Annotated in this window: 25 protein-coding genes and 2 pseudogenes; 7 read left to right on the forward strand and 20 right to left on the reverse strand. The window is 35.9% G+C overall.

Annotation, left to right across the window (positions count from 1 at the left end; genetic code table 11):
* Positions 1-93 precede the first annotated feature (93 nt).
* Positions 94-234, forward strand: coding sequence for a hypothetical protein (locus tag ACFX4I_RS12530; RefSeq protein WP_377421017.1), 141 nt, complete (start codon positions 94-96; stop codon positions 232-234).
* Between the two features lie 75 nt (positions 235-309).
* Here ACFX4I_RS12530 and ACFX4I_RS12535 read toward each other — a convergent pair whose 3' ends face one another.
* From ACFX4I_RS12535 to ACFX4I_RS12570, 8 genes are all read right to left on the reverse strand, one after another.
* On the reverse strand, positions 310-1,215 hold the full coding sequence (locus tag ACFX4I_RS12535) for a VanW family protein (protein ID WP_377420975.1): 906 nt from the start codon (positions 1,213-1,215) through the stop codon (positions 310-312).
* A gap of 63 nt (positions 1,216-1,278) precedes the next feature.
* The gene (locus ACFX4I_RS12540; RefSeq protein WP_377420977.1) at positions 1,279-2,133 is read right to left on the reverse strand and encodes a hypothetical protein; all 855 of its coding nucleotides are present in this window, start codon (positions 2,131-2,133) and stop codon (positions 1,279-1,281) included.
* 188 nt (positions 2,134-2,321) lie between these two features.
* Positions 2,322-2,453, reverse strand: a complete 132-nt coding sequence (locus ACFX4I_RS12545) for a hypothetical protein (RefSeq protein WP_377420979.1) — start codon at positions 2,451-2,453, stop codon at positions 2,322-2,324.
* 141 nt (positions 2,454-2,594) lie between these two features.
* Positions 2,595-3,353, reverse strand: coding sequence for a carbon-nitrogen hydrolase family protein (locus tag ACFX4I_RS12550; protein WP_377420981.1), 759 nt, complete (start codon positions 3,351-3,353; stop codon positions 2,595-2,597).
* Positions 3,354-3,537: 184 nt separating this feature from the next.
* Positions 3,538-3,726 carry an IDEAL domain-containing protein gene (locus ACFX4I_RS12555; RefSeq protein ID WP_230303706.1) on the reverse strand — a complete coding sequence of 63 codons (189 nt, stop codon included), beginning with the start codon at positions 3,724-3,726 and terminating at the stop codon, positions 3,538-3,540.
* A gap of 427 nt (positions 3,727-4,153) precedes the next feature.
* Positions 4,154-4,351, reverse strand: a complete 198-nt coding sequence (locus tag ACFX4I_RS12560; RefSeq protein ID WP_377420983.1) for a hypothetical protein — start codon at positions 4,349-4,351, stop codon at positions 4,154-4,156.
* Between the two features lie 971 nt (positions 4,352-5,322).
* Complete coding sequence (locus tag ACFX4I_RS12565) at positions 5,323-5,700, reverse strand: hypothetical protein (protein WP_377420985.1); 378 nt, start codon at positions 5,698-5,700, stop codon at positions 5,323-5,325.
* Positions 5,701-5,952: 252 nt separating this feature from the next.
* Complete coding sequence (locus tag ACFX4I_RS12570; RefSeq protein WP_377420987.1) at positions 5,953-6,207, reverse strand: hypothetical protein; 255 nt, start codon at positions 6,205-6,207, stop codon at positions 5,953-5,955.
* A gap of 254 nt (positions 6,208-6,461) precedes the next feature.
* Between ACFX4I_RS12570 and ACFX4I_RS12575 the strand changes: the two genes are divergently transcribed.
* Positions 6,462-6,644: a YolD-like family protein gene (locus ACFX4I_RS12575; RefSeq protein WP_230303702.1), complete on the forward strand. Its 183-nt coding sequence runs from the start codon at positions 6,462-6,464 to the stop codon at positions 6,642-6,644.
* 385 nt (positions 6,645-7,029) lie between these two features.
* Here the strand turns inward: ACFX4I_RS12575 and ACFX4I_RS12580 are convergent.
* The 5 genes and pseudogenes from ACFX4I_RS12580 to ACFX4I_RS12600 all read right to left on the reverse strand — a co-directional run.
* Positions 7,030-8,049: pseudogene (locus ACFX4I_RS12580) on the reverse strand (IS110 family RNA-guided transposase); the annotation flags it as partial.
* 1,179 nt (positions 8,050-9,228) lie between these two features.
* The gene (locus ACFX4I_RS12585; protein WP_283933059.1) at positions 9,229-9,366 is read right to left on the reverse strand and encodes a cold shock domain-containing protein; all 138 of its coding nucleotides are present in this window, start codon (positions 9,364-9,366) and stop codon (positions 9,229-9,231) included.
* A gap of 491 nt (positions 9,367-9,857) precedes the next feature.
* Positions 9,858-10,334, reverse strand: coding sequence for a CarD family transcriptional regulator (locus tag ACFX4I_RS12590; protein ID WP_377420989.1), 477 nt, complete (start codon positions 10,332-10,334; stop codon positions 9,858-9,860).
* Positions 10,335-10,877: 543 nt separating this feature from the next.
* Entirely contained in the window at positions 10,878-11,081 is a 204-nt protein-coding gene (locus ACFX4I_RS12595; RefSeq protein ID WP_096340629.1) for a cold-shock protein, read from the reverse strand.
* 236 nt (positions 11,082-11,317) lie between these two features.
* Positions 11,318-11,446, reverse strand: a complete 129-nt coding sequence (locus ACFX4I_RS12600; protein ID WP_377420991.1) for a sporulation protein Cse60 — start codon at positions 11,444-11,446, stop codon at positions 11,318-11,320.
* A 346-nt stretch (positions 11,447-11,792) separates the two neighbouring features.
* Here ACFX4I_RS12600 and ACFX4I_RS12605 point away from each other — a divergent pair, with 346 nt between their 5' ends.
* Positions 11,793-12,029: a hypothetical protein gene (locus ACFX4I_RS12605; protein WP_230303699.1), complete on the forward strand. Its 237-nt coding sequence runs from the start codon at positions 11,793-11,795 to the stop codon at positions 12,027-12,029.
* A 509-nt stretch (positions 12,030-12,538) separates the two neighbouring features.
* On the opposite strand, the gene corA is transcribed toward ACFX4I_RS12605, so the two are convergent.
* On the reverse strand, positions 12,539-13,480 hold the full coding sequence (gene corA, locus ACFX4I_RS12610; RefSeq protein ID WP_377420993.1) for a magnesium/cobalt transporter CorA: 942 nt from the start codon (positions 13,478-13,480) through the stop codon (positions 12,539-12,541).
* Positions 13,481-14,394: 914 nt separating this feature from the next.
* On the opposite strand from corA, the gene ACFX4I_RS12615 reads away from it, so the two are divergent.
* The gene (locus ACFX4I_RS12615) at positions 14,395-15,222 is read left to right on the forward strand and encodes a YihY/virulence factor BrkB family protein (protein ID WP_377420995.1); all 828 of its coding nucleotides are present in this window, start codon (positions 14,395-14,397) and stop codon (positions 15,220-15,222) included.
* 554 nt (positions 15,223-15,776) lie between these two features.
* Here the strand turns inward: ACFX4I_RS12615 and ACFX4I_RS12620 are convergent.
* Together ACFX4I_RS12620 and ACFX4I_RS12625 are read right to left on the reverse strand one after the other, a co-directional pair.
* Positions 15,777-16,937 carry an AI-2E family transporter gene (locus ACFX4I_RS12620; protein WP_377420997.1) on the reverse strand — a complete coding sequence of 387 codons (1,161 nt, stop codon included), beginning with the start codon at positions 16,935-16,937 and terminating at the stop codon, positions 15,777-15,779.
* Positions 16,938-17,555: 618 nt separating this feature from the next.
* Positions 17,556-18,768, reverse strand: a pseudogene (locus ACFX4I_RS12625) (IS110 family RNA-guided transposase); the annotation flags it as partial.
* A 642-nt stretch (positions 18,769-19,410) separates the two neighbouring features.
* On the opposite strand from ACFX4I_RS12625, the gene ACFX4I_RS12630 reads away from it, so the two are divergent.
* Positions 19,411-20,133 carry an NADPH-dependent F420 reductase gene (locus ACFX4I_RS12630; RefSeq protein ID WP_377420999.1) on the forward strand — a complete coding sequence of 241 codons (723 nt, stop codon included), beginning with the start codon at positions 19,411-19,413 and terminating at the stop codon, positions 20,131-20,133.
* Between the two features lie 352 nt (positions 20,134-20,485).
* On the opposite strand, the gene nfsA is transcribed toward ACFX4I_RS12630, so the two are convergent.
* The 4 genes from nfsA to ACFX4I_RS12650 form a co-directional block, all read right to left on the reverse strand.
* Entirely contained in the window at positions 20,486-21,226 is a 741-nt protein-coding gene (gene nfsA, locus ACFX4I_RS12635; RefSeq protein WP_377421001.1) for an oxygen-insensitive NADPH nitroreductase, read from the reverse strand.
* A gap of 155 nt (positions 21,227-21,381) precedes the next feature.
* On the reverse strand, positions 21,382-22,350 hold the full coding sequence (locus ACFX4I_RS12640) for an NAD(P)H-dependent flavin oxidoreductase (RefSeq protein ID WP_377421003.1): 969 nt from the start codon (positions 22,348-22,350) through the stop codon (positions 21,382-21,384).
* Between the two features lie 39 nt (positions 22,351-22,389).
* Positions 22,390-23,517, reverse strand: coding sequence for an NtaA/DmoA family FMN-dependent monooxygenase (locus ACFX4I_RS12645; RefSeq protein ID WP_377421005.1), 1,128 nt, complete (start codon positions 23,515-23,517; stop codon positions 22,390-22,392).
* Positions 23,518-23,533: 16 nt separating this feature from the next.
* A complete protein-coding gene (locus tag ACFX4I_RS12650; protein WP_377421007.1) occupies positions 23,534-24,583 on the reverse strand; it encodes an LLM class flavin-dependent oxidoreductase in 1,050 nt (349 codons plus the stop codon).
* A gap of 220 nt (positions 24,584-24,803) precedes the next feature.
* Between ACFX4I_RS12650 and ACFX4I_RS12655 the strand changes: the two genes are divergently transcribed.
* Both ACFX4I_RS12655 and ACFX4I_RS12660 read left to right on the forward strand, forming a co-directional pair.
* On the forward strand, positions 24,804-25,172 hold the full coding sequence (locus tag ACFX4I_RS12655) for a winged helix-turn-helix transcriptional regulator (protein ID WP_375540592.1): 369 nt from the start codon (positions 24,804-24,806) through the stop codon (positions 25,170-25,172).
* Positions 25,173-25,255: 83 nt separating this feature from the next.
* Positions 25,256-25,672, forward strand: coding sequence for a MarR family winged helix-turn-helix transcriptional regulator (locus ACFX4I_RS12660; protein WP_377421009.1), 417 nt, complete (start codon positions 25,256-25,258; stop codon positions 25,670-25,672).
* Positions 25,673-25,951: the final 279 nt, after the last annotated feature.

The raw sequence follows: 25,951 nt of genomic DNA on the forward strand, positions 1-25,951 counted from the left end.
TTGGGACATAGATCTCGTATAACAAGCGAAGCTGTGACACTGCAAGGAGAAATAGGGGTACCGGTAATCCACTAGATTAGGAGGAGATTTAGAATGAATCCAGTCGTTGGTCTGGATATTTCAAAAGGGGAAAGTCAGGTTCAAGCATTTTTGGATAAAGGTAAACCTTATCAAAAGAGTTTTAAAATGACTCATTCTGTTAGGGGCAGCCCCCCTTGCAAAGGCTTTTTTTGACGAGTTTCTTCTATTCTTAAGATGAGTATTGGTGTCTAGCTCCACGGACAGAACGTGCTTGCGTTTATTTATTAATCACACCGATATTTCTTTTGATATGTGTTTTGAAGCGTTGGGAACTTTTCGGGTCTCATAATTAATCATATCTGAAGAATAAACCGCGATGCTCACAATTCCTCCGTGTGTTGTAGCTCGGATTAGGATAGGTTGATTGTACTTGTTTTTAAAGCTAAAATCAGGACCATCCCAGCTTACTGTAGCATCCCGACCAGATGGAACATAAGGAACGCTCCTAGTATGGGAATAGCGCTGAATAGTTTGCAATCCTGCATTGTCGATAGCGTTAAACAGGGTGGATGACACCTGACAGATCCCTCCACCGATCCCTTCAGAAAACTCTCCTTCGACAATGACCCGAGCGGGCATATACCCTTTGTCTCCTGTCCTCTTGCCAACGGCTTGGTTAAAAGAAAAAGTCTCTCCTGGAAACACGACATAATTATTAATTGCTTTTGTAGCAAGCAAGATATTATTTGAACGATTTTTATTGTTCTGATTAAAATAGGTTCTATATTCACCTATTTTTTTCACACGAATCTGAGCAAGCAATTCGATGTCAACTTTTGGATAAATAGCAAGCAAAGGCACTTCCAATTTGTATGCTTTACTACTATACAAAAAGGAATAAAATTGCTCATTAAACGCCTGACGGTAAAGCTTATAACCTACCCGCCCAGGTAGAATATTACCATGTTTATCAATAGTGGCATTTACAGGTTTTTGATACACTTGGCGGTCTAGTTTTTCAATAAACAGATTGTATTTATCCAGGTCCATCATAGGAACATTTAGTATGGGCATAGTAACATCAGCACGGTTTACAGTCGCAATGGTTTGCCCATGTTGAGTTACCGATAAGCTTTCAGAGATATTCACTTGTTGAACGAATAGTAAAATTCCGGCAATCCATGTTAATCTCAATTGAATGCACCTCCACACTAATATAGTTAGGATTAATCATTTCAATACCTAACTTCACAAATCCTATTTTAAGTCTTCATGGAGCGAATCTTGATCAATAAACCAACGATCAGTCAAACTTTCCCTCCGGATCATAAAATGCATTACCTTTTTTTCTTTGCCTTCTCTCTTCTTATAAATAGCTACTTGAACGGGTACATCCACGAGAAATAGCCCATTTAGTTGTTCCGACGGTTGTCTTAAAGGATCATCAACTCCAAAATATGTAATATCTTTAACAATTTTATTGACACGATTAGGATGTCCCGGATTTGATAAGGTCATTGTTAATAATTTCTGATCTCCTTGATTAACGGCAATGGTAAAAATACGTATAAGTTCATAGGGACTTACCGTTTGTATATAATCATCAAGCTTACCAGCCGCTTTCAATACCATTAATTTATGAGAAAGATCTTCGTTTTTCAAACGATGCGTAATGCTTCCAGAGAAATGAACACAGAAATGACCCGAAAAACCATTTTGTAGAGCACCGGCACCATGTGGCATTCCGTGCATAGATGCAGCAATCATTTGATTATTGATTAATACAATAATGGCTTTTCTATTCCAACTCCATTTATTATTATAAATTTTCTTCATGATTTGAGTATCTTCTTTGGTTAGTGGCTGTACATCGGCATGATGGCTTCCTGCTCTTCGCTGTACCTTAAATGATAAACCAGTTTCAATATCAATAATGGTGAAAATAGTTTTATTAGGAATAATGTTGTTCACAATCTCCCAAGGTAACATCTCAATTTTAAAGCTTATGGGTCCTTCTTCATCTTCCCATTCCACTGCATAGACCGAATGATCGACCATTAAGACAAGTATAAAAATAGCGATAATTACTTGATAAAATTTATTGTTTTTCATTTGGTTTCTCCCGCATTTTTTCTTAGTATTTCAGAACTTTATCAGTTGAATACCTTCGAATATTTGGAAATTTAACTCCTCCTTGTTCATTTATGTTCTAAACACTGAGTTTTGGGGAATCAGCTATAAAGGCTTAAAAAGGCTCAGTCATATTCGTGTTGATGGTCCAATAAGTACTTTTGATATCCCTATTCTAAATAACTTGGAAACTGCACAAGAGCGGCGGCGGTCATGGATATGGCGGCTTCTGCTGTATATGAAAAATCCGACCTTAATTGGTCGGGCTTTTTTTTGTCATAAACACTCTTTAAGGAACCCATAAAAAATAAAACCCCTTGGCGGCCAAGGGGTTTTCTCCGTTTATGCATTGAAACAAAATTTTTTCATTTTCATGTTCCTTAAAAAATTAACGCAACCTTTAATTGAACACTAGTGCATGTATGTAGTAAATTAAGTTCTCATTATATGTAATCGACTTCGAAATGAGGGGATATTAATTCCATGCTTTGTAAATCCCATTCAAAGGTAAGTATAGCTGATTGTTTTGATTTATGTGTTAGGAGGGGTACACCATTTTTTATGATCATGCTTTCTGCATCCCAAAAACGGACAGTTTCGTCTTCACCAGTACGATTACAGACAATTACAGGCAGTCCTGTTTCTAATGACCTTTGTTCCCATTCTCCCTCTGGACCATGTAATCCGGGACCCCAGGAAGATGGTGCAATTAATATTTCTGCTCCTTTTTCAAATAAGTTGCTAGCAATATCGTTGGTATATGCGTCAGCACAAATCATAATACCAACCTCAACATTGTCTGTTTTTATTGGCTCTATTACATCCCCCGAAGCTGACCAATCATCAATAACACTGATTTTTCTCTGTTTACCTAATAAATGACCTTTTTTATCTATGACAAACACAGAATTATACAACTCTCCGTTACTGCCTTTTTCAGGGCAACCTAAAAATACAGTGGTTTTTAAATTCTTTAGTTTACGGCTCAAATTACTCATCCAAGCATCAGGTTGCCTGTTAATCCATCCAGTGCCAATCTTATGATTGAATTGAAGTCCGCTGACACATAGTTCGGGTGTTATAATCCATTCGGCATTATTATTTGATGCTATATGAATGGCTTGTTCAATTAGTTTTTGGTTATACTCCACATCACCAGCGATAGGCAATAGGTGTAATAAAGCTATTTTTATTTTTCCCATAGTGATCTCCCAAACATCAACTTATATTAATGGCATGCTTGTAGTAATGATTGTAGCATAGACATTAGCTTTCCATAATGGAAAGCCCCCGAATTTTTCGTAAAGTTTGATTTAAACAACATTTCCTAATCCATTGTTTTTACTTTAGTGAATTTCTTTTTATCAAGTTAAATGAAGAAATAAGCTAAAGCATTTTATGTGTTCGTTTTAATTCATTTGTTAACCGGAAAAACTCTACCTTATTTCGGTTTTTCAATGAGTCATCGATTTGTTTTTCAATTTGGGCTTTCCTGTAATCCTCAAGGGCTCTTTTTAGCACCATTTCAGCGATCACTTTAGGTTCCAGTAGCGTTTCAGGCAATTGCTTTTCCATAAGAAACCAACTCCTTAACCTTTCTTTTATTATACTGAGTACCTTGAGGATTATTATTATTTATTAAGTGCTTGCCTTGTTCCTTTTTCAATTTTGCTGGGAATTATCAATCGGTGGCGTTTAACTTTAAGGGAGTCGTATCTAACTTTCACGAAGGAAATAATCCAAGCATCTACTGGGCGTTGCTTGCTGCCAGGAAACCCGCATTGAATATGGGTTTGGGTGTAGAAATGTCCCAAATTTTCACACCGACAAATAATAACCAAGGATTCTCTCCATCATGTCTTCGACGAATACCTCTCCCCTTAAAAACTCAAAGTAGGGTACCTCAATTTGCAGATATCAATGTTTAGGCAAAAAGTAATCAAAAAAACCCTTTTTTTCCTTCGTCCCATAAAGCAGCTTGTTCGATAAAAGGTTGAATTGACTATAGGATTTCTTCAATGGGACCACCTCTTTCTAACCAGGCAATGGCATGATGGAACATGCAATAGGCAACCCTCCGATCGGACAGGTCCTTCAAGATGGCAACTTCATGCAATCCCTCCCTTTCGCCGTATTCCGTTTCCAGCAAGTAGGTATGCATATATTCCTTCGTGTCAGTGTAGGGAATGTTATAATCCACATCCTTCCTCTTTATCAAGCCGAACCTTAGCAATAAGGTATTGCAGGTCGTTTGCGTCAAGGATTTCCCCGTTTTTTGCTTATATATCGGATTTAACGTTTTGCAAAGCGTCCGGAGCTTGACCTTCATGACATAATCGACAGGGAACTTAATGTCATGCCGTCTTAGCTTCCTGCCGGAAAGGTTCGGGTGTCCTAGCGGCTGGGAGGTTAGCCGGCCTGCGCTGTTTTACGATTCGGAAGGCAAAGGGAAAAAATAATAAAAAAAGCAGCCGCCCGGCTGCTATCCTTGTGACCTTTTATTCTACTAATCTTTAATCCATAATTCTTACGGTTTCCTGCTCATTCGGTATGGCGGCAGTAGCCCTTAATGGTACAGAATTTAGGCGAAGCATTAGTGGTACAGTAACTTCGTTATCAAAACATTAAATGCCGAAGCGACATGTACAGAATGTTGTAGAAACGCCCCATTTATTTGCATCGTTCAAGTCGGGTAATTATGAATTATTTATTCCATCATTTTCCTCATATTCTGTATCTAGAATAATATAAGTGAAAAACGATAAACACGATGGCTCCCAAGGGGTTTATTTTGGTGTAACTTCCTCTAAAGGAGATGTGATTTATTAAAAAAATAATTTAATCGATAAGAGAGAATTGCTATGACTATATTGTGGAGGTTGGTATGACGTAAAGATGACCTCACTATATGAACGGGGAAAGATTTATGTTGCCTAATATTGTGAGGGATGTTTCCCGCCTGTGAAAAATAACGTGGCAAAGCTTCCAACATCTCGCTATTTTCCTTGGGAAGTAAAGGTAGCCAAACAAAATAAAACCCCCGCACCAACTTTTCAGGCTGATACAAGGGCAATAGTCGCGTTTTATTGATTAAAGGAATTTTTTGGGTGCAAAAAGAGTCTTTAGCCTTTACAAATCAATCCCAGGTCTTTTTTTCATTCAGTTAGTGAATTAATCATAAAAGATTAAATGCATATCACTGTTAGTCCTTGATTTCGCAAAAAATTCCGCTTCATTTCCTCCATCAACAAAGTTACCAATACCCCGGAAAATACCACATTCGCCTCGATCTAAATATCTTACCCCTACATAATCATTATAACTATCAGGATCGTACTCCCACAATTCAACTTTTAACTTACCAGCTGGACCCACGTAAGAATCCCGACAAATCTTATAATCACCACCAGTAGAGGCAAACACATCACTTTCAGCACCATTAGAATAAAGAGATTGTTCTCCTAAGTAATCCCAACCACTTGCAAATGTAGAAGAAGGGAACAACAACACAGCGACCAATGCAACAGCACTCATTTTAAACATTTTCATGCTCATACCTCCTCACCCGTTTTGACTTGAAACATGTTATTCTCTATAATTTTAATCAATATTTTTTATATTATCATCTATCCAAAGATTCAATTTTTCAGGAAGCGTTTTTGTAGTATTTCACTACTTCATGCGCTACATATGAAATTAGAGAAAAAAGTGAAATGTGCTCGTCATTCAATTTTTTGAAATATATTTCTGAATCATCTTTAAACTTTTAAGCCTTCCCGGATCAAGTAAACGAATTACCTCTCAATCCACCATTTGTGTAAAGACGTCTCGATTTCTAATACTAGCAATCAGCAGCATAGTTGTGGCTACACTGGCGCTACAATCCATTGAATAAGCCAAAGCTGACTTTCTTTCATGATCCCAAGCTTGGAATCTTAAATGAAGCCTTTCCTTCTGAATGATATTCCTCTTTTGAATTCCCTCTGCTTCAAGGTCTCCTAAAAATCGTATTATCGTTCCTAGAATCTCTTTTGAAATACATAGGCAAGTTCTCAATGCATTCCCTCGTATTAATGGCAGCCATTATTATTTTAAACCCTATATCCTTTATAGGGTTTAAAATATCCAACAGAAAAATATTGAATCTTTCACACAACGTTCAAATATAAATGAAAGCGCTTGCATTTTTTAGTGTATACTATAGTTATACTACCAATTGTTTCACTAAGTTTTCTTACTAATCATCATAAATAAATGGTTTCTAGCATAAAAGTAACTTTAATAAAGCCAGACAGGAAGGAGATGATCAGATGATATTAAAATCATTAAAAAAAAATGGGATAATGACAATCACTTATTTTAAAGATGGGTTTTTAGAAACGTGTAAAGGCAGTATGTATAAACTTAACCTTAATGAACAAACCCTATCCATAAAGGATAATAATCAAAAAATCTTCTCCATTCGTTTATCTCACATTATGGAAATACATTAACTTAGCTTGAAACGGCCTTAGAAATCGAGGCTTTCAAGAAAATCCATCTTTATATTGATGCTTACAGAGCTAGATCAATGTCAAACTCCTCCGATATGGACTTCCCCATCTTACCAGATGGGGAAACATCCATACTTACTAATTCTTCGGTGTGTTGGTTTCAACCCTACAATCTCACTGAGGCAGGAATCTATTTTTTCGGTTTAACTTCATCTCTTCCCATATATCAGCAAATTCCATTTGCTAATGCGCACTTTTTAATTCCTTCTTTAAAAACTAATTCTACCGTACATAAAAAGAACGATTGGATACAAAACCGCCCTTCACTTTCCCGAAATGATTTTGTGCAATTTTCATATAAGCTGCGAGTTCGGGTGCAAATATGACTTATTAAAGAAATACAAACCCTGAACAACAGGGCTCGCAGCTTTTTCCGTCCCCTCTTTGTGATGGTTGTTTTCCCCTTATGCTTACCAGAGGTATTTTCTTTTAAGCTTAAGCCGGCCAGCTTAATAATTTGTCGGGGATGAGTATATTCCTTAAGGTCACCAACTTCTGCAAAGAAGCCGGCAACAGTGTCTCTACCAACACCTTTTATCGCTAACATTTGTGGTACACCTGGTATTTCATCAAGTAAACAATCTATTTTTGTATCCAATTCTTCGAATTTTAAGTGGATTAATTCATATTTAGCCAGAAGCGTTTTCAGCTCCAGTTTTGCCATTTCGGAGCCTTGTCGAAGTCCGATGGACCTACTGGCTGCTTGCTTTAACTTACGAATTTTGCTTAGACCTACACTTCGGGTCACGGTTTTTCTTAAGTGGGCTAACAGTTCGTGTTCAGTGAAATTTACTATTTCATGTGGTAAAGCATAGACCTTTTAGAATTGTAATGCTGCTTTTCCCTCCCACTTCTTAAATACCGTTAGAAATTCTGGAAAGTACCGATCAATCCAGTTATGGACCTGGCCTTGGACCGTCTGAAGATCCTCTGTTAAAAGATCACGAATTTTCTTCGCCACCCGTAGTTCGGCATACACTCCTTGTGGTATCGTTGGTTCGCCGTATCTTCCGTCTTTGACCAACTGTGCAATGACTTTAGCATCTTTCACATCATTTTTAGTAGGAGAATTATCATCAAGCTCCTTGCTTTTCTTGACGTGCAAAGGGTTTACAGCCACAAACTTAATTTCATTTTCTTTTAACATATGAGCTAGGTTGAACCAATAATGCCCTGTCGGTTCCATCCCAACTATCACATTCTCCATACATTGTTCTTTCTTGATTTCCATAATCCAATTAAGAAAATGCTCGAATCCCTCTTTTGTATTCTCAAAATAACAAGGTGATCCAAACTCCATTCCTCTAAAGTCTTGAGCACGTGCCACATGCTTGAATTTAGCAATAGAGTTTTGTCCTTTTCTCCGCCGAGCTTCAGGACTCTCTCATTCTACCAAGAGGTTATTTTTTTGTTCAAACTTCAATTTCACTGATTACAGGGAATGCTGCCCCGATAGTTCCATAAAGAAAGAGCTGCCTTAAAGACAGCTCCGATCTTCAACTAACGCACCCGTTAGTTCATTAAGAATTGAGTTAATAAATATATCTAAATGTCTCATATTTTACATACTTGATAACATTTCTAAATTCTTCTCCACCATTTTTATCCTTTAACAAAGCATCCATCTTATCATCTTTAATATTGTAATGTCTCTTATTCAGAAAGCCTACACTTCGGATTGTTGGATGGTCTAAAATTGGTGATAAGTCACCATCTAACACATAGTATCAACAAATCTAAAGTCAATTAGGTTAGGAAATTGATTTAAAAAACAAATTCTCAAGATTACCGAAAGAATTAAGGCACAGGACCCGAAGATTTTTCAGAGAGAATAATTCTTCATTTGCTTGGCTCTCCTTCAACAAATCACCTCCCCATGTATATAAGACAATCGAAACACCTTTCTAATAAAAAATTACCTTACATAACTTTTCCTTTAAACCTTAATCTTGTTCAACAAACCTGCACCGTTACTTCAATAACATGCAGTGGTATGCGGTGAATCTTTCTCATTTAGCAGGTTAATAATTCTTCTTTTGAAACAATACGCCATTCATGTGCTACAAATTTTTCTATATAGTCATTGATACTAATTTCCTCTAATTCATTTGCAAGTGGATGTAGAGATACATAACATTCATTTGTCTCATAATTTAGGGTAACTTTTACAACCTCATATCCATTATGAAATCTTGAATCAAAATCTGGGTCATCAATAATATCTCCTTTAACAGGAACAAGAAAAAGCTACTATTGGATCTATTAATACGGACCTTTTTATAGTATCTTCTTGTGGAGAGTGGGTGGTTCCTTTGTTCTTCTAGATGGCAACTTACTCGTTCGAGAAAAGTTGCTAGGGATAGAGTATTGGACAAGTAGTCTCATGGGACAAGGGAGCTGTCCCCTTATTCGGGGGAACCATTGAAGTAAAAGGAAATGACAAAAGTATATTCAAGTACAAAGCGGTGATTATGCTTGGTCCCCCTATGATCAGAGTTCATATTTACAAGGGGTAGGAGATCAATTAAATTTTAGAAACGTTTTCTGCTTGAGAGCCACGTTGTCCTTTTAGAATATCAAATTGTACGCGTTGCCCTTCATCAAAGGATTTAAAACCATCACCAGTAATCTTTACTATTGTTATGTAAATAAAATAAAAAATGGTCTCCTGGTCTGGAAACCATTTTTGTAGTTGACCATATGGTGTTACCAATTCGTTTTTCTCTTTTACGTAAAGAAGATAAACAATTACTATTCACTGTCTCAGTAGATGTAAAAAATTCTTAAAGATAGAGGTGAGATTGAATGTTTTTTCTTCTAGAAATAATGACTTAAATAATATATTGTATGCCTAAAACAATGAAAGCCCTACCTCTCTTTCATCCTTACGGCTCCTTGTCCGTGCCAGTGTGAATCAGGATTGCAAAAATCAAGTGACTATTTTATCGAGTTATTTGATTAAACTTCAAACGTTCGTAAAAGAAATTTAAATAATAAAAGTGGATTAGATTGTAGAAATAACAAAAGAGGTTAATGCTCTAAAGGTGAGTTGGAGAAGTTGAATGTCTTTGAAGATTTACTTTTAATAATAAACATATTCCCAAAAAATTCAGGATATTTTCGGGAGATGTAATACATTATCTTAAATTAACCTTAACAGAAACTTTTTATTTGATTTTCAGTAATCCCTTTAATTAATCCCAGTTCACTAATCAAAAATTCATGTGCGTTATCTAACATTTTTTTTTCGCTTGTATTAAGTGCTTTTTCTTTCTTCATACGCATTAAATCACGTACAACTTCAGTACATTCTTGTATTTTACCCGTTTTTATTTTGTCCGTGTTCACTTTATACCTTTGTTTCCACGGCAGTAATCTATCTGATTCTCCATGATGAAAAATGTTTATGATGTGTATTAATGCAATTATGTCAGTAACAGGGCGTATACTTGAACTCAATATTTTACCCGTAGGAATCATGACTTGCATATTACCGATTAACATTTTTATGACATAATACTGTTGTTTTTCCCCTGAGATTTCCTTTTCTTCTATGGCTTTAATTATACCTGCTCCGTGCATTGGATAAACAATGTTATCGCCAATTTGAAACAAATAATCCACCTCCATATATGGTAACCTTCTTAACCTTAACATATATATTATTTTTTATCAAATTTTTTAATAATACCATAAATTTATTTTCAGTGTCAACTAATTTTTTCTTTAAATATCAGAAAAAGCAAAAACAATAGGAATCGTGTCGGATTACCAATAAAGGGAAGGTTTATTTTCCCCCGTATATTCTGAAACCTCTACTAACCTTATAAAACCTTCCTGCACAAAAAGCGACTGCCTTGTTCAGCAATCGCTACCCGTTACTTTAAGTGCAATTCATCACAATCTTTATTTTAACATAAATACCCAATACGCCTTGATAGTCCATTAGAATCGAAGCAGAAAATATCCTTCAAGTATCTCATAAAAATAAGAGTCATATTATAAGCCACTCTCATTAAATCAGGATAATCCTTAATTATATGCTACACTTGGTTTACCATTTGATTTACTGTTTTCATGTCCCCTACTCCTTTACGAGTGGGGGTTCTTTGTTTCACAGAAAAAAGAAAAGCAGACTCCCATAAAAGAGCCTGCCTTCCCTGTTTTGTAAAATTAAGCAGCTTTACGTACGTTTGAAGCTTGAGGTCCACGTTGACCTTGCTCCACATCAAAAGTCACTGCTTGACCTTCATCTAAAGTTTTGTAACCTTCGCCTTGAATCGCTGAGAAATGAACGAATACATCGTCTCCACCTTCACGTTCGATGAATCCGAAGCCTTTTTCGCCATTAAACCATTTTACATTACCTTTTTCCATTTGTATTGCCTCCTAGTGTGTAAACACACACAATGTAATACTATCCTTGCTCTCAGTGATCTTCAAGATGAAAAGTTACAAATCCTTTACACCGAACAAAAATAATTCTTTTTAATCATAACATTTTTTGTAAGAAATGTAAAGATACAGAAAAAAACCACAAGCTCACTATTTCTTTATGATAATCATTGCCGTATATTTTGTATCAGGATTCACTCCATATTCTGTGTGCATGCTTACAGCAAGAGGAACAGCTTGTATTTAACATCTATCAGCTTTCCTTCCTCTAATGAGCCAAGAAAATCATTAACTACCCGAATAAGTTCTGCGAAGTCTGTACTTTGAAAACCTTTTGTCTCATACATAAATTTATCCCTCCCTTCATCTTATATTTATACACAAAAGGCATATTCTCCTATAAGAACTCCTATTATTTAAATTCCTTTCACCCGTCTTATTTGTTTGTAATATTTATGTACTTTTGTTTTTCAACTATTCTGCCCCGTTAGTTAAAAACTGCGTTAATGAAAGTTCCGATCTTCAGCTAACGCACTGATATTTCAACAAGGTCTAAATAGTGTTTTATTGAATTAGAACAGTTACTCTATGTAAGGTGTCAACACTTTACCTTTTTCTATAAAGTTCACCTGCTTAAAACAATATGGCGCTCTTCAAAAAAATGGTAATATAAAATACTGGAGGAGGTAGAAAATGAGTAAGTCGCAATTATTTAATCTTTTGGCTGGCTTAGTTATTATTGTTTTTTTGATGTATATCATTGCTACAGGAACTAATTGGGTAGTAGGAGTTGCCAGCATCGTATTATTTGGAGTTTCGTACATATTAGAAAGAAGCAAAGTGACTTTTTTTGCTTGGCTGCCAATTACTTTAGTAGCACTAATTCGGGCTATTTCTCCGTTTATAGGAACATTGGTTTTTGCTCCTTAATTTTTATAATCATCTTTTTAGGAGGACATGCCTTTGTTAAACTTTTAAAAAATCACCGTAGGACTCCTGGTTTTAGGAAATCTTGCTGCTTGTGACAACGAACAAGTCGTAAAAAACGAAAAAGTAGATGCACCAAAACAAAATTAGGTTCAAAATTCTACAAAGACTACTAAACAATCTATTCAAGCATCTTATCAAGCAGATTCAAAAAATTATATATCTGGTGGATGGATGAATGATGAATCCTACATAACAATCATAAGCGATTTTGATGGCGGTAAGGATAAAACCAAGTTTATGCTAGAAAAAATCCCCAAAAAGGGAAAAGAGAAAATTCTAAAACGTTTCCAAGTAACCGATTCATCAACCGGCAATAAGCTAATCGCCATGATATTTAGTAAAGAGTCGAACAGGACTTCTTTTCTAACATTAGAATTAAACAAAGATAAAACTGAAATTACAATCACAAACAATCGTGCCCGTTTTTTGCATCGGCTTTTTATTTTTAATCATTTAAACCAACCCTTACGCCAAAACCATAACATCATTACAGAGCCAACTGATACCATAACTCCCAACACTCCAAAATATCCCCATTGCCAAGTAAGTTCTGGCATATATTCAAAATTCATCCCATATATACTGGCGATAAACGTTAAGGGTATGAAAACTGATGTCATAACAGTTAGTGTCTTCATAATTGTGTTCATTCGGTTTGAATTAAGTGAAATATAGTTGTCTCGTATATCAGCTGTCATTTCTCGATTAGACTCAATCATTTCAGAAAGTCTCAATAAATGGTCGTATATATCCATAAAATAGACTCGTTCATCTTTTGGGACTATCACCCTCTCCGAATTTAAAATTCTATACAGCAATTCTCTCATCGGAAAAATAGTGCGCCTTAACTTAAGTAACTGGTTTCTTATTTCATAAACATTTTCAATTAAATCTTTATTTGTTTTATTCGTTTCTATTTCATTCAATTCATCTTCACTTTTATAAATACTTGGAAAATACTCATCTACAATTTTATCCATTATTGAATAAAAAATGTGGAGAACCCCTTTATTAATAGTACTTTTATCCTCTATTACTCTTTTTCGAACCATTCCTATTTCACTTGAAGGTGATGAATGGAAAGTAACAATAAAATTGTGTCCGACAAATATATCTAATTCTTCAGGTGCAAGGGAGAATTGGTTTAAAGTGTGCAGAACAAAAAAATTATAACCATCATAATAATCAAGTTTTGGACGCTGTAGAAAATGTAAGCAGTCTTCAATTGCTAGTGGATGGAAATCAAAATGAGTTTTTAAAAGCAGTGCTTCTTCATCATTAGGTGAATCGAAATCTACCCAAAACCATTTAATATCTGAATCATCTAAACGTTTTAATGGTATATCAGTTATTAGTTTTAAATCCTTTGTTACCGCAAAAGTATGAATCATATGTATCGCTTCCTCTTTTATTTGTAAAATAAACACTACCTCTTTGTGTCAGATACAAATTATTATTAATAACATAAAGAATTGGTCTAATATATTATAACTCCTTGTTCAACTATCCTACCCCTATAGTTCCATAAGAAAAACGGTTAAACTTTTTTCAAATCGGTACGACTTTATTGTAAATTAAACACCCATAAAGTAAGCCTACGATCCTTGCTATTTAAGGAAGTAGGCTTTCTTTTATTTCAGTTATTTTTTGGGCTTTTCTCTATTTTTTAAATGGAATTTGTGGTTCTTTGTCTTTATATCGAGAATAACTCGTTCCTGCGCTTTCCATTTCTGAGCATTGTTCATTACTGCAAGCAAACAGATAGGTTTGTATGTCAGTACGGACGCTTACTCCAAAATAGTGGGGAACATTCCACCTTTATTTTTATCCATGTTTGCATCAATATAATATTCTCTTTTTCTGCTAACTTTATATACTCTTTACTCTCAACTGTTTTCTGCACCATTTCACTTAAAATAGCCTGTTCACTTTCGGATGGTTCATACGCTTGTTCAAAAATAAACCATCTTCCAAATAAAAACAAATTAATCCCTATCTGATTATCAATACTGTAACTAAAATCTAATTCTTCATATATCCCCATCCCAATATGGGATACTGATTAAGATAACACATCATTACGGTACATGGGGAAGAAACTCATAAAAGATTAGCATCATTATTCCAAGTTCATTATACGTTTAATAGAAAGACTCATTTTTATGCATAAAAAGTGGTACTTAAATATCTAAAAAGGGCCAGCCAACGCACACTTCACCCCATTAACTTTGTATGGGTTTTTTCTTGCCCAATTCATAGGTTTCAGTCACAATGACTTTAAGAACAAGCTTGGAGGAAACAGTAAATGAAGATCGTTACACGTGTTTTTGTGAGGTTTTTCGCTGAGCGTTTTTTTGATGAAGCTGCACTAACAGCTTATTATCTTCTTTTATCGGTATTTCCATTCCTGCTATTTATCCTGTCACTTATTAGCTTTTTTCCAGTAGATGCACAGCAAATCTTAGATTTCTTGAGACCTTTTGCTCCTGGTGATTCTTTTGCACTCATTGAAGACAATGTAACGAATATATTAGCAACGGACAAAGGGCAAGTCTTGTCACTCAGTTTAATTGCAGCATTTTGGATATCATCCATGGCCGTGCAAGCACTTGCACGCACATTAAATGAAGCAAATGGAATGAAAAGCACACTCCCTTATTGGAAAAGTTTACTTCGAGATCTTGGAGTAACGCTTTTGTTTATGACACTTGTACCGCTATCCTTATTTTTACCGTTTATAGAAAGTGGATTGCACTGGGCGGTATCGCTAGCAGGTTCTGTTGATGATTGGCAAGGGTGGATATATATTTGGCTAGTCGTCAGATGGGGTCTAGGTTCAGTGTTTTTATTCCTATTTTTCCTTCTCTTCTTTAAAATTTTACCAAATGAAAGACTTACATTACGGGAAGTATCGCCAGGTGCACTATTATCAGCAATCGGTTGGCAAGTCGTTTCGTTACTTTTTGCTGACTACGTATCGAATGTGAATTACACGAGATTGTATGGTCAGCTCGCCGGAATCATTGTACTTGTCTTATGGTTTTACTTAACCGCTGTGGTCATTTTAATGTCTGGGTTACTTATTGCAGAAGTTAGGAATGTTCAAATGCTGCAAGCTAAAAGAAAGAGGTGAACAAATGCGCACGATTTTATTAGTACCCCAATGAGTAGAAATTCCATTAACGTTTGAAAGTTCCATACACATCCCCCACTATAAAGCATAATTAAATATTCTCTTTTAAGGGGGATAAACCTTTAGTATGTTGAAGAATAAAAGCGATCCCCATTTTTTCAAGCATTGAGCCCAGCTCGATTTCCGAAGATCAAATAGCTTAAATTAATTGGAACTTCCATGTATGTGGTTTTTCGAGAAGCTACTCGCTATATCCAATATAATTACAAACCTAGTCGTAGGTAATAAACCATCTATGATAATGTCTGAATTGGGTTTTACTTTCCGATTTGCAACCCAATGACGGAGATGATCCACTTGGCGTTGACCGGCATGCAGCTATGACAAAAACGGAAATCCGTTCGTCAAAAGAGCAACTAACAAGAAAGCAATCTCTTCAACCCTCCCGCTTCCCAAAAGGAAGTCGGGAGGGCATATTGGTATTCCGGGACATTTCCACGGTCCGCGGGGAAACTGTCCATCATACGGAATGCCGTTCAGGCGCACCTCGTGTGCTAACGAACTTCTTTTTCTTGTTGCTCCGAAGGTCTATAAAGACCAGATCGTCTTTTAAACCATTGGAATAAATGAGTAACAATCACTTTCAGGACCGCATAGCCTGGAACCGCTAGGATAATTCCTACCAATCCAAACAGATTACCCGCCGTTAAAATAATGAAAATGATTGTGATTGGGTGAATATGAAGCGATTTCCCCATAATTTGCGGAGAAATAAACTTGCCTTCGATCAATTGGACGATCGTCCATACGATAATCATCTTAAACAGCATAGCTGGCGAGGTAACGGTTGCCACAATCAATGCCGGAGTAATGGCTATCGCCGGCCCCAAATATGGAACAATGCTTGTGAAAGCTGCTGCGATCGCAAGAACCAAAGAATATTTCAGGCCAATAATCAAATAGCCTATATATAACAAGAGTCCGATGCAAAAACTAACGATGACTTGTCCCCGGATATAAGAACTGATTTGATGATTCATTTCCTCCATCACCTCGAAGGATTGAGGACGAAGTTTGGTCGGAATGAGATTCAGAATGTAATGTGGCAGCCTTCTGCCATCTAACAACAAATAAAACAAAATGAATGGGACGACGACAATGGCTAGAACCATTTCCGATATAGCTCCTACTACGCTCCTCCAGCTACTCCCCAACCGATTGATAAACGATGTCAGTTGGCCTATAACCGTATTTGTCCAATCCGTGGAGCTATATCCGGTCGTATGCTGAAACCGGTTAAAAAACGCGCCTCCGATTAGTTTTTTAAACCAAAGCTTGGCCTCTTCGCTGTAGGCCGGAAAATTATTGATGAGACTCATGACTTGAATACGTATAACCGGAATGACAGCAAAAATTAGAAGCGTAATGATTGCGATGATCAATAAATAAAGGATGATAATGGAATAGACACGCTTAATTCTCCTCTTTTCAAGCTGATTGACAATCGGATTCGTTAAATAATACACAACCCCCGTTAAAATCAACGGTAGCAATATCGTCTGAACCAGAACGATAAAAGGCTCGAATACAAAAGAAATCAAGTTAAAGACCCAAATGTTCAAACCAATCAGCAGTAAGATCAACAGAAACAACACAAATTTATTATTCAGAAAGAACTTCTTAAATCTTCCTCCCCCGGTCTCGAGAGTTGACATGTGATCTCCTCCAATCCTAATCCTAACTTGTCGGTGGACAAACTTTACACCGCATTTTACAGTGACCTTGCCCAGATTATTGTTGTTCCCCAATCACGATCTCCTTGCGTCGAAAGCAGGGATTTCTGGAAATTAAGCATAAAATAAAAAAACCACCGTTAATTATGGTTGTCGTGCATAAATAATGTTCGGATTAATAAAAACAGATTCTGTTCTGTCAATGATTTTGTGTAACCGCCTGAATGACAAATCTTAACTGATATGTATAACACTTTTATCCTTACTGAATTAAGTGCTATTCGACTAAGAGAGACCCTTTAAGACGTTACTCTATCATTAGACTCTTTGATATAATCCTTCAGTCTGTAAAGAACTGTCTAACCTTTATCTGAGTAATGTGACCATCTCAATTTAAATTAGAATACGTTTCGCACAACAATCTGGCCCAATTATTGAATCATGTGACTGGCATTATTAAGTGACAACTTCATCGTCTGTAACAAAAATATGTAACAATATTATTCGTAACAATATGAGCCATACGACTGTTTGATGTACTACAAGTGTTGCCATATGAGGGATATCCCTTAACATCTTGTCTTCTTGAAATGTAAATTATTTTTTACCGATTGAAAACAGAATTCGAATAAGCTTGTTACACAAGGCTATTAGAGATTGCATTTTCTTTAAGGGATTGTGAGAACGTGTTGTGTAATATATATGAAGAGCTTTAAAAGCCTTGTTCTTTGCCACCAGTATCATGGCTGCCCGGAATAAGAGAGCCCTCAATTTCTTTCGTCCCCGTTTGGTAATCTTGGTCTGACCTTTGTGCTTTCCGGATGTGTTTTCTTTTAAACTTAAACCTGCTAATTTTACGATTTGGCGAGGATGTTGATAATCTCTGAGGTCGCCGGCCTCTGCGAAAAACCCTGCTACTGTATCTCGACCGATTCCTGACACCTCTAACATCTGTGTGACACCTGGGATATGGTAAAATAACTGATCTAATTGATGATCTAATTCTTCGAATTTCATTTGAATAAAATCATACTTCTCTAGTAAAGCTCTCCACTCTAATTTCGCCATAGCTGTCCCTTGACGAATGCCAATCGAACGATTGGCTGCTTCTTTGAGTGCTCGTATCTTCTTTAAGCCTATACGCGTTTTACCACTTGTCTTAAGGAAAGTAAGAGCTCTTCTTCCGTATAATTTACAAGTTCATGTGGCAAGGCTTCTAGCTTTAGAAAATGAATAGCTGCCTTGCCTTCCCAACTTTTGAACACTGTCAAAAATTCGGGAAAGTAACGATCAAGCCAGTTATGAACTTGTCCCTAAACGACCTGTAAGTCAACGTTGAGAAGATCGCGAAGTTTTTTGGCCGCTCGGAATTCTGCATAAATTCCTTGTGGAATGGTTGGTTCGGTGTATCTTCCGTCTTTGACTAATTGTGCGATGATTTTGCATCTTTCACGTCATTCTTTGTAGGTGAATTATCGTCTAATTCTTTACTTCGTTTAACATGTAGTGGATTGACAGATACGAACTTAATATTATTCTCTTTTAGAAGATGAGCTAGATTTAACCAGTAGTGACCAGTTGGCTCCATGCCTACAATCACTTGATTTAACTTACACTCTTTAACAAGTTGGTTAATCCAATCTAGAAACGAATGAAATCCTGCATTCGTATTTTCAAAGAAAAACGTTTTTCCCAGTTCCAATCCTCTAAAATCCTGTGCTCTCGCGACATGATTGTGCTTGGCTATATCTATTCCGACAATTAAGGTTTCAGAAGTAATTTGAGTGATTTTATGATTTTGGTTATAATTCATTGTGAGACCTCCAAATAGATGTTTTGTCCTTTTTTAGCTGGCCAGCTTAGGACACATTCATCTTATCAAGAGGTCTTTTTTCGTTCAAACCTCATTTTCAGTTATTACAGGAATGCTGCCCCGATAGTTCCATAAAAAAAAGCTGCCTTAAAGACAGCTCCGATCTTCAGCTAACGCACCCGTTAGTTTAAGTACATTTCTTCACATTCTTCGCTTTACACTTTAACATATATATCCATTTTAATTAAGTGTTCAAAGGTCATTACATATTATATATGACCAATATGTAATGACCTCTAATTCAACAAAAGCCCCCGATTGTTTAAGTGTATTCATTCACAATCTTTTATCATAAGAAAAAACTGCCGTTGGATTATTCATCCATCCTTACTTTTCTAGACACTCATTCACCTGCATTCTACTGTTAAGTACAAAAAAATGTACTAAGGCAATTTTTATTGCCTTCTTCAAAAAAATGAGAATTGGTTGCATTCTAGTATATGTAACAAAATACTCAATAGGTTTTTATTATCTAATGAGATGGATTGATAAAGAATATTTATTATTTATTCAGATAAAAATATCATTGTTAACTTTAAGCAGAATAATTCTTTGATATACACATTCTTAGGAGGAACAATAATGAGATTTGGAATTATAGGTGCAGGAACTATCGGGTCAATTATTTCTAAAAAATTAGTTAAGACTGGACATGATGTCAAAATTGCAGATGCACGAGGAATTGAACATTTAGAAGGAAAAGAGCTTGCTGGAACACCTGTGAGTTTAGAAGATGTAATAACAAATATTGATGTTCTTATAATATCTCTCCCTTCTCATGTAATGCCAAGCATTCGTAACATTGTAGATAAAATTGGAGAGGAAGTAATCGTTGTAGACACTTCAAATTATTATCCTTTTAGAGACAATAAGATTGAAGAAATTGAGAACGGGATGGTTGAAAGTGTATGGGTTTCAAATCAATTAGGTAGACCTGTCATTAAAGCTTTCACCAACCAATTAGCTTATACGTTAGAAAATAAAGGAACCCCCGAAGGTGCTAGTGGTCGCATTGCCATGGTGATTGCCGGTAATGACCAAACACATAAACAAGTAATCATGGATGTAGTAAACGAACTAGGCTTTGATGCAGTGGATAGTGGCTCTTTAAGTGATTCGTGGAGACAACAACCAGGAACTCCTGCATACTGCACAGAACTAACAAAAGAAGAACTAACAAAAGCATTGAAAAAAGCAAATAAAGAAAAAGCCCCATTCCTACGGGATAAGGTAATAGAGAAGTTATCAGCTGAATTATCTCATGAAGATATTGTAAATCTAAACAGAGAAACATATAATTCATAATTTAGGAAACCCATATTGATGATTGCTCTAGTATTAAATTTTAGATTGAATAGAAGACATAGAAAATTTGGAACCAAAAATAGTGATCAAAATAACTTTGATCACTATTTCCGCATATTTTAAATCTTTTAATGTAAACACTGTTCATATACATTAGTTTTAGGTAAACCGCTTATTAAAAATACTAAACCTGAGATGATAAAGAATTTATCCTTTTCCCATTATCCTGCCAGGTTATTTCCAAATGAAACTAAAATACAAGAGGGCATTAATCATTTTTAGATCAATGCCCCGATGTTTAAGTGTAGTCTTCAAAATTACATTATTTTTGTGGGAAACATTTTAATATCAGCTATTTTTTTGCAAATCCTTGTTTGTTTAAATACTTGAGCATGAATGGCTGTTTGCTTCTTTCAAGATGATCCTCAATATGATCTTTCCAACCCTTTACTTTCTTAACGGTGAATGGCGCTCTAACAGTACGATTTCGGTAATATTCACGCATCTGTTGGTCATAATCTGCTAATTTTTGTCCATCTAGAGATTGGTACTGATTATTAAACATTACCATCGATTGAGGTAAACGTGGTTTTAGTCCTGGTTTCTCTTCAGCAGGATGGCCTATGCATAGTCCTACTAAAGGAACCACATATTTTGGTAAGCTTAATAACTCAGTTAATTCATTAATATTACTTCTTACTCCACCGATATATACACCACCGAGTCCCATTGATTCAGCTGCAGTTAAAGCACTTTGAGCCATTAGCCCAGCATCAAATGAACCTATTAAAAGGTATTCAATATAATCAAGGTCCACCATTGGAGCTATCTGATGATTTCGGTTAAAATCAGCACAAAAAATCCAAAACTCTGCTGCTTCTTCAATATATGGCTGATTTACAGATAGTTGCATCACCTTTTTTCGAAGAACTGGATCAGTAATTCTAATGATAGAAACTACCTGTAATAGACTAAAAGATGATGTTTGATTAGCTGCCTTAAATATTGCAACCCTTTGTTCTTCTGTCAGTGGTTGATTTGTAAAAGAGCGAATGGATGTATGATTATTAAGCAATTTAATGGTTTCATTCATTTGTATCCTCTTCTCTTTTGATTATTTTAATTGTCAGAATGCAAACGCCAAACCTACTTGATTCCTATCCACAGAGTTTACCGATAGTGGTAAACCAGTCATGAAACCAAGTATACTTACCTAGTTGGAATTTACTTGAGATTAAAAGCTAACCTTTACCCAATTGAACGAACAATTTCTTCAACCACTTCTTGACATGTTAGAATTTGTTTAATGCCTCCGGCTGATTCAGATACACTTACGGTCCCATTAACAAGGTCTCCGTCTAACATCCCTATTTTGAACCCTTCTCCATAATATTTATATGCTTCCTTAGGTTTACCTTGGTTGATTAATTCTAGTGCCTTTTTACCCGCTTCTGTCGGTATCGTTCTCAAATGTCCCGTACCCGATTTAAATTCAATAAACTCCTCGCTCTTTACATTAATAATAGCGTTTTTTGTTTCTATACTTGCCGGATTTTCTTTAGTCGCAATAAATCTAGTACCCATGTATACACCTTCTGCTCCCATAGAAAATGCAGCTTTCGCTCCCCGACCATCTATAATCCCACCAGCAGCAATTACAGGGATTTTTACAAGTGATGTTACTTGTGGTACAAGTGAAAGAGTACTAATCTTATAATCACTCATATGACCACCAGCTTCATAACCCGTAACAATAAGTGCATCTATACCTGTTTTTGCAGCTTCTACAAGCTTTTCTACAGTAGGACTTAAATCTCTGTAAATTACATTAATGTTATGTTCTTTAAGTCGTTTCATTTCACGATCAACGACCCTCTGTCCAATTGCTATAACATTCTTTACATTCTCTTTAACCAATACTTCAAAAACAGCATTAGTAAATGGATCTTCTGAAGCCCCTCCCATTGGAAAAATGTAATTTACTGCAAATGGTTTGTTAGTTAATTCTCTCACTTTGCGAATTTCTTTTGTTAATCGGTCTGCCATATCTTCTGCACTTGTCGCTTTTTCTTTTTGACCTGCATTTGGCCCCAATACACCCATTCCACCTGCATTTGATACTGCTGCAACAAACTCTGCTGATGTGACCCATGTCATTGCAGCTGAAATAACGGGATATTTTATACCTATTAGATTTGTAATTCGATTACTTTTCATATTGTTACCTTCTCCTTCTGTTGTCTGGTTTAATTTTTGTTATTCTTTATACATATTCTCAGGGTAAGGTAGCTCTAAATTTCCTCGAAGTGTGTTAGCCTCATATTCCTTTTTGAATATTCCTTTTTCTTGTAATATTGGGACAACTAACTTAATAAAGTCTTCAAATCCCGCTGGGTAATCTTGTCTAATTAATAAGATATCCATTACACCTTCTCTATACCAATGTTCTATTTTCTCTGCCACATTCTCCGCTGATCCCATCAATTGAGGTCTTGGCAGTCTATGACCAATAGGCATTAATGACTCTATTTCCCCCAATTTTTCTAGTGCTTCTTCTTCTGTTTTACCAACTATTGGGCTATGAGAAGGCATTATCAGGAGGTCGTTTGGTGAACGTCCTTGATTTTCCACTCTTCTTTTTAGTTCAGCAGTATATCCCTTTAGATAATCAAAATTATCTCCAGGCGCCATGATGACTTCAGCATGCTTAGCAGCTATATCCATAAAAGCCGAGGAAGTGCCAGCTTGAAAGACAACTGGTCTTCCTTGTCTAGAACGACTAATATTTAAAGGTCCATCTACTGAAAAGTAATTGCCTGTATAATTTAATGAATGCATCTTACTTGGGTCATAAAATACTCCACTTTTTTTATCACGTATAAATGCATCATCTTCATACGAATCCCAAAGACCTTCAACAATTTCTAGAAATTCTTCTTTCAGTGGATAAAGGTCTGATTTTATTAAATGAGTACGGCTATAATTTGCTAAACCTCCTGGATTAGAAGTGATAGCATTCCATCCGGCTCGACCGTTACTAATCTTATCCAGCGAAGCTATCTGTCTGGCAACTGTAAATGGATCAGCATATGAAGTAGCTATTGTAGCAGTTAAACCTATAGAATGAGTTACCATACTCAATGCAGACAAGATAGATATTCCTTCAAACATGCTAAGATAATGTGGTATCATGCCCGGTCCAATATGACTGACGTCAGCTAAAAAAATCGCATCAAACTTCGCACTCTCAAGTTGGATGGCTTTTTCAACATAGAAATCAATATTTTCGCTGGCGTTTGCTGGTATATCAGGATGTCGCCATCCAAAATAGTTCCAACCAACTCCGTCGATGATACCTCCAAGTTTAAGTTTTCTTTCAATCACTATTGAATTCTCCTTCTTACATACCGAGTTCATTATTTTTTTGTATTAACCTTAGTTCCTTTGCCAATAATTCATGTCCTCTTTTTCGACTTGCTTGATCTGGATAAAAATCAGCAATAATAATTTCATTAACTAAACTTGCCTTCGCAGTCTTAGTAAGTTGGTCAGCGACGTTTGCTACACTGCCAATAATAAAGCGTTCTTTATTTCTTTCCTTAGCTCTTTCTTCTTCTAGAGTATATTTGTGATTTTTGGCTTCTTCTGGTGTAGGAAATGTAAGGTTTTTTGAACCTGTACTCATCCGTGCCCAAAGTAACTCTGCCGGTCCTGCAATATACTTAGCCTCTTCTTCAGTTTCAGCTGTGATAACAATAGTCGCCAACATACTTTTCGGTTCACTTAAATAAGACGAAGGTTTAAAGTTAGAATTGTAAGTTCTTAACATCGGAACAGCCAATTGTGGTGCCAGATGTGCAGCAAATACAAATCCTAAGCCTTTTTCGAGTGCAAACTGTAATCCACCCTCGCTAGAACCCAACATATACATATCAGGTACCATCGATTTGTCTCCAGGGGGATTTATGTTACTAAAAGGATGAGTAATTTGGAAGTTACGGTCAAAAAAGGAAAGCAAGTTGTCTAATTGCTCGGGAAAATCATTTACTCCTAATAATTCTTTGGACCTCAGCAAAGCCCACATAGTCCAGCCATCAGTTCCAGAGGCCCTACCTATACCAAGATCAACTCGACCTGGATATAATCCTTCTAAAAGAGTGAAGTTCTCCACCACTTTCAAAGGACTGTGATTAGGTAACATAACCCCACCAGAACCTACACGAATGTTTTTGGTATGAGCAGCTGCATGCATACTTAACATATCAGGTGAGGTACTCATCAAAGTAGCTGTATTGTGATGCTCAGTGAACCAATACCTGGTGTATCCTAAACGGTCTGCTAATTGAACCATTTCTGTTGTATTTTGAAGACTTTTTCTAGCATTACTTTCTTTATAAATATGAACGAAGTCTAAAATCGACAATTTTAGTCCTGAATTTCCTATATCCACTAATCAAAACCTCCTATCTATGGTATAATTAGTTAGCCTACTAACTATAAAACCAAAAAATAATGTTAATCTTATCGTCTTTCAGATAAAAATAATTAACTAGTAATTATTTGCTTTGGTTTATATAGACAATCATAAAGTCATTATGATTAGTTGAAAAGAGGGCAATCTAAATGGATATAGTACATATTTTTGTACTTATAGACAGGAGTGAAATAAATTGAAGGTTTGTAAAGATGGATTTCAAAGAGAATTTATAGATGAAAAAGAAGATATGTACGCAATAGCATTTACTCAAAATGTTTTATCTGGACGTTGGAAGTATTTTATTCTTTGGTACTTAAAAGGAACTAAACGTCGTTATTCCGACATCAAAAATTTTCTATGGGACCTATCACAAGGTTCACTCACTAAGCAACTAAGAGAATTAGAGAACGATGGTGTCATTAAACGTGAAGTGTTTCCTGTAGTCCCTCCTAAAGTAGAGTATTCACTCACAGAAAAAGGAATGAAATTAATCCCTGTTCTAGATATGATGGAAGCGTTTGGTAAAGAGTATGGTGAAAAGGCAAAAAGTTCAAACGATTAATTGGGCTATGACCCATAAATTGACTTAAAATACACTCCAAGTTATAGTTAGGTCACTAATAATTTTAAACGGGGAGTTTTTATATGTTAAATGATGAAATAAGAGAGCTTTTAGACAAAATTTCGTCACAGACACGAAGAAATTATAATCATTTACTACATGATCTTAACTTGCATGTTGGACAAGATAACCTTTTATGTAAACTTTGGAGAGAAGATGGCTTAACTCAAGTTGAACTTTGTAACAAATTAAATTGCGAGGCTCCCACAGTTACTAATATGGTTAAAGCTCTCGAGAAGAAAGGGCTAATTATTCGACGAAAAGATTACAACGACAAAAGAATTACCAGGATATTCCTTACCGACGCTGGAAAAGACCTTGAAGCCCCTGTTAATGAAAAGTGGAGAAAACAACAAGGTAGGCTATTAACAGATATTACTTTGGACGAGAGGATGCTTCTAAGAAGGTTGCTAAAACAAATGGAGGCAAATCTTTTCTAGTATAAGTTGCTACTTCTGATACCCTCATCCTTCTTACTCACTAATCCTCCTCAGATGAAAAAAAGCAATGCCTGCCAAGGTATTGCTTTTTAAACCTTTCCAGCATAAACATAGACATATTAAATAATGTCTAAATCAAAGAAAAACATTAATATTATTCTTTGTTCTTCTTCAACTATCCTGCCCCTTTCGTATTATAAAGGTCAGCCAGTTATTTCTGGTTGACCATTTTTTATATCGATATATGATAACGGTAGCTGGGGTAGAACGTTCCTGCCC

The sequence above is a fragment of the Peribacillus sp. YIM B13472 genome (assembly GCF_042788005.1).
GTDB classification, from domain to species: Bacteria; Bacillota; Bacilli; order Bacillales; family DSM-1321; genus Peribacillus; species Peribacillus simplex_E.